At 57.4% G+C, this 6,212-nt stretch carries 9 protein-coding genes and 1 riboswitch; of the genes, 1 reads left to right on the top strand and 8 read right to left on the bottom strand.

Going from position 1 to position 6,212, the window contains the following annotated elements; genetic code table 11:
* Positions 1-315: 315 nt before the first annotated feature.
* Together AC6CIG_RS26835 and AC6CIG_RS26830 are read right to left on the bottom strand one after the other, a co-directional pair.
* Positions 316-507, bottom strand: a complete 192-nt coding sequence (locus AC6CIG_RS26835) for a hypothetical protein (protein ID WP_498324143.1) — start codon at positions 505-507, stop codon at positions 316-318.
* Positions 508-1,009: 502 nt separating this feature from the next.
* Positions 1,010-1,231 carry a hypothetical protein gene (locus tag AC6CIG_RS26830; protein WP_102762735.1) on the bottom strand — a complete coding sequence of 74 codons (222 nt, stop codon included), beginning with the start codon at positions 1,229-1,231 and terminating at the stop codon, positions 1,010-1,012.
* Between the two features lie 518 nt (positions 1,232-1,749).
* Positions 1,750-1,966: riboswitch (cobalamin riboswitch) on the top strand.
* A 48-nt stretch (positions 1,967-2,014) separates the two neighbouring features.
* On the opposite strand from AC6CIG_RS26830, the gene AC6CIG_RS26825 reads away from it, so the two are divergent.
* Positions 2,015-2,695 carry an energy-coupling factor ABC transporter permease gene (locus AC6CIG_RS26825; protein WP_102762736.1) on the top strand — a complete coding sequence of 227 codons (681 nt, stop codon included), beginning with the start codon at positions 2,015-2,017 and terminating at the stop codon, positions 2,693-2,695.
* 1,048 nt (positions 2,696-3,743) lie between these two features.
* Here AC6CIG_RS26825 and AC6CIG_RS26820 read toward each other — a convergent pair.
* From AC6CIG_RS26820 to AC6CIG_RS26795, 6 genes are all read right to left on the bottom strand, one after another.
* Entirely contained in the window at positions 3,744-3,929 is a 186-nt protein-coding gene (locus AC6CIG_RS26820; protein WP_102762801.1) for an EsV-1-7 cysteine-rich motif-containing protein, read from the bottom strand.
* 380 nt (positions 3,930-4,309) lie between these two features.
* Entirely contained in the window at positions 4,310-4,522 is a 213-nt protein-coding gene (locus AC6CIG_RS26815; protein WP_127711739.1) for a hypothetical protein, read from the bottom strand.
* 180 nt (positions 4,523-4,702) lie between these two features.
* The gene (locus AC6CIG_RS26810; protein ID WP_498324142.1) at positions 4,703-5,014 is read right to left on the bottom strand and encodes a hypothetical protein; all 312 of its coding nucleotides are present in this window, start codon (positions 5,012-5,014) and stop codon (positions 4,703-4,705) included.
* On the bottom strand, positions 5,011-5,139 hold the full coding sequence (locus tag AC6CIG_RS26805; RefSeq protein WP_268815822.1) for a hypothetical protein: 129 nt from the start codon (positions 5,137-5,139) through the stop codon (positions 5,011-5,013). The genes AC6CIG_RS26810 and AC6CIG_RS26805 overlap by 4 nt, the downstream gene beginning before the upstream one ends.
* Positions 5,140-5,462: 323 nt before the next feature.
* Positions 5,463-5,852 carry a YbaN family protein gene (locus AC6CIG_RS26800; RefSeq protein ID WP_498324141.1) on the bottom strand — a complete coding sequence of 130 codons (390 nt, stop codon included), beginning with the start codon at positions 5,850-5,852 and terminating at the stop codon, positions 5,463-5,465.
* Positions 5,853-5,988: 136 nt separating this feature from the next.
* Positions 5,989-6,186, bottom strand: a complete 198-nt coding sequence (locus tag AC6CIG_RS26795; protein ID WP_026168999.1) for a hypothetical protein — start codon at positions 6,184-6,186, stop codon at positions 5,989-5,991.
* Positions 6,187-6,212 lie beyond the last annotated feature (26 nt).

Genomic DNA, 6,212 nt, shown 5'->3' with positions numbered 1-6,212 from the left:
ACAAAAAGCGCGTTTTCCGCAATAATTCCAAATACTTGCTGTTTATGGATGGGCACTAGACTAGGGCGATGGCTTGAGACATCCAAACGCTACGGACAAGGTTAGCCGCGCAACGGGCAACGAGCTCGCCGACGACTAATCTGGTGCTGTGCTTATCTGCGAGTTGTTTGGGGTTCGTCGTAGGCATCTCAGTCGAGATTTGCCACCTGCCGGCACAAATACGCTGGCAGCGTACTGTCTGCAGCGGTCGGCCATTCCCCCCAATCTTACCACCTACTCCTGTGTACGATGCGCACCCCGGTGGTCACCAACATCTCAGTACCGCCACCTCGGCGCGCGCTTGGCATTGTGAAGCAACTCCGAAGCCTCAGCGAAATCGCCAAAAAGGCCGGTCAGGCGCTTTTCCTCCTCGTGAGGCAAGCGTTCCCGCCGGCAAAAAACGTGAATGTTCCATATCTTAGTAGAAGTTTGCTTGGAAATCTTATCGGCTTCAACGCGTTCTACCATCTTGCTCCTCCCAAAGCGAAGGAGGTCAGAATATGCTACTTAAGTCTAATTAAGCAAGAAATAACTAAGTAATACTTATTGCCTGATCGGGATGGCTGATGAGTGGCCGGCGCGGAAGATCTGCAGTGAAGTTGAGGCCAGGTGGTTGCGGCGACGTCTCTTGGCCAAGATGCTGTCTCCGAAAACGCTGCCATCGAGATTTATGGTGAACTTATCAACTCCGAAACCGACGTGATGCCGTTGTGCAGGCGGCTTGTGGTTACCGCGGCCGACATACGTTCGCCCTCGGTCGAGTATGATCAGACACAAGATAATTCGGCGTCACCACCCGCGTCTTGCCGTCGATGGCGTGACACTGGATGTACCCGCCAATCTTACTTCGTCACTTCAGGCCCCAGCCCAGCACCCCTATGACAGGCCTATAGAAACCGCTGAGCTCATGTTAGGGGATGAGCTACCATGTACGTGCTTGTTGCCGCGTTACTGTCTTGGGGCTCGATTTTTAGATAATGCCGGGGAATTCGCCTTCATGCTGATCGTCGGGCTCGGCAAACGCCGGTATGGGCTTAATAGGCCTTGCTGCTAGGGCTTTGAGGTCCTCGGCCAGGCCTGCGAGCTGCGCTGCAAAGTCCATCAAATTTGAAGCCGCGCAGTGCGCCGCGATATCTGAGAGGCCAGAAGCCGGCTCGTTTCGGCCGGCGCATTTCGGTTCGCTATCGTCCATGTCTCAGTCCCATTTCCATCAATGTGGATCGATGGCGAGGCTCGTCAAGGGCTGCGGCCGGTGACGAGCCTCCCGGCCGCCTGCGAGGGGCTAGAGCGACCGATGTCAGTTTAGGCTGGACGAGCGCCGGCCGCCATTAACCAGTGTGGCTTAGCCCGCTTGCATCTGCACGGATCTCGCCAGACGCGCTCTTCGCCTGGCGCCCGGTCGTGTGGACCTATTCCAAGGCCGAACTGGTGAAGGTGGTAGCCGGCGAGAGACCGCAGCCGAGCGTCGAAGAGCTGCCGGCAATCGAGTCGCGGTGATTTGAAATGTTCAGACGATGGCGGAGAATTTCTGATGCTCGCGCACTTAGGCTTTTGCAGCCGCTTCTAGGCTCTTGCACTTCTTTTCGGACTTGAGCAGAGCGTGATCATCTTTCGGCGCAAGGTGGAGAACGGATGGCCCAGCGGACAAATGCGGGACCTTTGACAGCACTGGCTTTCGAACATTCTTCATTGTGTTTTGGCCGGCGCGAGCATAACAGTTCAGATGATGGTTCCGCCCGACTGGAGGGAAGGCGGATGAAAAGGGAATACGGTGAGGACGACCCCTAGGGGGCCAAAACCGTGGCTGCCCCCGCAACTGTGAGCGGCGAGCAAAGTCCAGAGATGCCATTGGCCCGTGGATCGGCTGATAAGGCGGACCAAGCTACGACCCGCAAGCCAGGAGACCTGCCATCAGATTCGGGCGATGCGCCTCAACAACTGCCATGCCGCACGGTGGGTGCGGAAAGGAGAGCACATGCATATCGAACCAGGCGTCGTGGACGGCGCCAAAATTATGTTGAGTTATGCCACTGCCGCAGGGGCTTTCGGGCTCACCGCCAAGTTGGCGACTGACAGTATTCGCAACGACGGTGGTGCGGGCGCGCTCGCGTTACGCAGTATCGTCACAACGGCTTTGGTCTTCTGCTTTTTCGAAGTTCTGCCGCACCATCCTGTAGGCGTCTCGGAAGTCCACCTTATCCTCGGATCAACCCTTCTTCTACTGTTTGGTGCAGGCGCCGCCGCGATCGGCCTTGCAGCCGGGCTGCTTCTTCAAGGGCTTTTCTTTGCACCCTTTGATTTGCCGCAATATGGCATGAACGTAACAACATTGCTGGTGCCCCTTTGGGCGGTCAGTCTGTTCGCCGAGCGGATCATTCCGGCCCGGACCGCGTATGTGGACCTGAAGTACGGGCAAGCTTTGGCGCTTTCCACGGCCTATCAGAGTGGTATTGTTGCTTGGGTCGCCTTCTGGGCCCTGTATGGCCACGGCTTCAGCGTCGAAAACCTCGCGGCCGTCAGCTCCTTCGGTGTTGCCTATATGGGCGTTATCCTGCTGGAGCCTCTGATCGATCTGGGTGTTCTCGCCGGTGCAAAGGCGCTCGACCGCTACAGTCGCGGTCCTATGTTCAATATTAGATTGCATCAGGCGGTCTGAACAAGATCAACGCCATAGGCATCTTTAGGCGCAAGCGGGCTGGACCGCTTGCGCCGTACGTCACGAACTGCGGCGGACTGGGCCGGTAACCACCGCTACGCCTGGCTCGCAAAATCGGTCATTCAATTGGGCATTTCGATTTTGACCCGATCTATTTTCAGGCATGGGCACGGAAATTGCAGACCTCAGACTCAAGCCCAGCTCGGATATGAGGTTGTCGGATATGATGCAAATTCCGAGGCAATCCGCCCCCTGATTCCGAAATGATCTCGCCCCCCGATTCCGAGAAATAGTCGCCCCCTGATTCCAAGATGATGCCGCTCCCACCGGAAAGCATCTGGCGTGGGTGTTCTGCTGGTGTGAAGTCTCTCCTTCGACGTGACGAGGAAGGAACGGGATGCCTGTGGAGAGACTGGAGATGCGGCGTCTCCGCGAGATACTGAGATATCGCTTGGAGTGCGAGCAAGGACTTGGCCGCAAGTCTTCGGAATCGGCACCTTGACGGCCAGCAACCGAAAGAGGCGCTCGGCGAAGGCTGGCAAGGATAGTGGCCGGGCGACGACGATGGCGGCGGAAACGACACTACACGTCCCAGGCGTAACCGTCGGCGGCGAGGGCATGCCCCCGGTCGGGTTCATCAGTTCGCGCTGGTCATAGGCGTTGTTGCGGATGACCGGCCCAGGCTTGTCCGGAAACACCTCCATTGTCGGGCTTGCGCGCTTCGTCATGTCGCTTTGCGAGCGCGCCGCATGCCATAGCTCATCAAATTCCATTTCTATGCGGTACCGATTATACATCCGGTCAAGCCTGCCGAGCTCCCTACCATTGTTGCTCTTGTTTCCACAGCGTGAACATCTGAGCTTCGGCCGGAATTCCTCAAGGGTGCTTTGGCTGCTGAACCTGGCCGCCCGCCGTTTCCCTTCGGTTCACCCAAATGCGAAAATCACTCGCGGCGCAGCGTGCGCTGCGCCGCGGATCTGTTCTTCGCTCCGCGAGCCGCAGATACCCGATACCGTCCGAACAGGCCCAGCGGGTGTTGGGTTCCAAGTCAACGCCGGGGCTGTGCCTCATGGCGCGACTTCCATTCCGGCTGATGCTCAGAGCAGAACCAGTGCGGCTCCGCCCGATCGACGGCGAAGCCAAAGCTGCCCCATCTGGTGCAGCCCGGATGCTCGCAGTCGTGGACGTACGGCCCGAGATCGTAGTGAGGCTTCGCGCCCAGTTCGTCACTCAAAGGACGACCTCCTGTGGTCGCCTCCCCAAATTTGGGGAGTTCGAGCATCGGTTGATTGTTCTTCTTTTGTTCTTACATTATCTCATCGCCATGGTCGAGACAATTGGCGATGCATTCAGCCTCGGTTGGCAACTCAAAGCGCGATGTGCATTCGGTAACCGCGAAGGCATGAAATCCGTTCGCCAGTGCACTTGGACTTATGATCTCGACATGCTGACGCTGGTCGCGACGCGGGGCAGGGACTTTCCGCTGGCGATGCTCGCCAGTCGCCTTCGCTGCCCTCGCTGTGGATCGAGAAGTGTGGCCGTCGTGTTCATTCCGCCTTCGGAGGGCGACACGCGCCGAGGGGCGGCCTAACTGCGTTTGAAACCTAGTTCGCCCTAGGCTGCAGGTTTGAGCATTTCGCGTATGCTCGCCTTGTCCCTGACGCCACTTTGATAAACCTCTATCAGCCTGGCTGCCAGATCGGCCGCCTCAGGACAATCATAGGTCATTCTTCTGGCTTTGATCTCCTCGTCGAACAGGCTCTGCAACAATTCGATATCGCTCGGAGTGAGAATCCTGGGATCGATTGCATGGAACTGAGAGGTCATTAACCGATCTCCTCTCTAGGGGCGCAATAGCGGAAGCTCCTCCGCAGGGCGCCCGGGTAAATCCTGCGGCGCAAGAGCATTGTAAACCGAAGAACGGCGATCGCGAGTCGCGAAAATTAACGGCACGGATGAACATAAGCAGTGATCCGATCAACATCTCGTCCGTTATTGGCTGCATGGCTAAAGCAGCTTCAAAGAGGCCATCCCCGGAGCCTCCGGGGCAACAACAGCTGGGGCAACGGCCGGGATCCAGCGAACGCCGGCAGCTCTCATGCCGGTGGCGCTGGTGGCGAAGCGCGAGCTTGATGAGCGACGTTCTTCTTCGATCAGCCAGGCAGACTGGATTAACGAGCTCCCCCGGTCTTGGTGCCGCTTTGCGAATTGCCTCGCCGGGCCCCAGAGAAAAAACGGTACGCCTTCGATCAGCATCCGTGATGTTGCGGCGCGCTCGGTATCTGCACGGTGTTTCTGCCGTTCCTCGACCTTCTTCATTTCTGAGGTGAGGTCATCATGGAAGGCGTCGATCCAAGCAGAACCGTTGCGGCAACTTCGACGATCAACTTCTGGAGCACCATGAAGCTGGCTTGGACGATGGCGCGCATTTCCGAGTCTGTCATTCGGGCCTTCGGGTCTCCTGTTGTGCGATTGCACACAAGCAAGAAGACAACCTTAAGCCCAGTAAAAACGCTTCATTACCGTGTCTCTTTCGGGGAGCGGCAGATGCAACACCGGGTCACCAAGTCCAAAGAATTCCCGGACTGACCCTTCCGCGACGCCTTATGTGTTAGGGCGTCCAGTGAATTGGGCCGCCTCTTTCCTGGGGTCAATAGCGCTGCCGCACTTGTTCCTTAGGAGCGATCACATTCATCACTGCCGGCCGGCGCGCATTGCCCACAAAACGACGTTTCGAAAAAGGTAGTGCGGGGGCATGCTGCTGAGCTCATCGCTTGTTTGGCTTGTTTGGCGGTTCGGGACGGGACACGATGAAGGCACCGCATGTGAGCATGATCCCCGCAACCACGAGCAAAACGGTTGCCGGTGGTTCGAACGCAACCCACAAATAGACGAGCGCCAAGCTCATCAGCAAAATTGCAGATATCTTGGCACGACGTGAGATTGCACCTTCTTCCCGCCAGTCACGTAACGGCGGCCCTAGCAATGGGTGGTCCATCAGCCATTTCGCAAGGCGCGGCGAGGAGCGTGAAAACAACCATACCGCCAGGAGGAGGAAAGGCGTCGTTGGTAGCAGCGGGAGGAAGATTCCGGCGATGCCGAGCCCGACCATCACCCACGCGAGGCTGAGAAGTGCAAGTCGCATGGAAAGATTCATCTACCTTCTTCCGGTCAGCTGCCAAATGCCGGCAATGCGTTTTCCCGCCGAGACGAAAATAAAGCTCCGGATTGGAGGGAGAAAGCTGCTTTATTTCTCAACATACAGGAGTGACGGAGAAAAGCGCGTCGCTGCTCTAAGCACCGCCGAGCGTCTCCGTGTCGTCGAATGCGGTGTCTTTGCCGAGTTCTGATTCATCTTCGGTTAAGGCGAGATAACCGTGACTGCCTAGCCAGTCTCGAACGATGAGACGAAGGGCATCTTCCCGGTTAACCGCGTATTCAGCCATGAAGAGCTGAATTCCGCGTTCTGATTCTTCTTCGAGGTAAGTCATCGAGCTGCCCCTGTGTTGCCGGTGTC

It is taken from the genome of Sinorhizobium sp. GQ132, from assembly GCF_059758575.1.
This window is presented reverse-complemented; position numbering and strand designations above follow the sequence as displayed.

Bases quoted from the DNA above. Each gene is read 5' to 3' on its own strand.
- AC6CIG_RS26835 (WP_498324143.1), bottom strand. From the start codon at position 507: ATGGTAGAACGCGTTGAAGCCGATAAGATTTCCAAGCAAACTTCTACT.
- AC6CIG_RS26830 (WP_102762735.1), bottom strand. From the start codon at position 1,231: ATGGACGATAGCGAACCGAAATGCGCCGGCCGAAACGAGCCGGCTTCT.
- AC6CIG_RS26825 (WP_102762736.1), top strand. From the start codon at position 2,015: ATGCATATCGAACCAGGCGTCGTGGACGGCGCCAAAATTATGTTGAGT.
- AC6CIG_RS26815 (WP_127711739.1), bottom strand. From the start codon at position 4,522: ATGACCTCTCAGTTCCATGCAATCGATCCCAGGATTCTCACTCCGAGC.
- AC6CIG_RS26810 (WP_498324142.1), bottom strand. From the start codon at position 5,014: ATGAAGAAGGTCGAGGAACGGCAGAAACACCGTGCAGATACCGAGCGC.
- AC6CIG_RS26805 (WP_268815822.1), bottom strand. From the start codon at position 5,139: ATGACAGACTCGGAAATGCGCGCCATCGTCCAAGCCAGCTTCATGGTG.
- AC6CIG_RS26800 (WP_498324141.1), bottom strand. From the start codon at position 5,852: ATGAATCTTTCCATGCGACTTGCACTTCTCAGCCTCGCGTGGGTGATG.
- AC6CIG_RS26795 (WP_026168999.1), bottom strand. From the start codon at position 6,186: ATGACTTACCTCGAAGAAGAATCAGAACGCGGAATTCAGCTCTTCATG.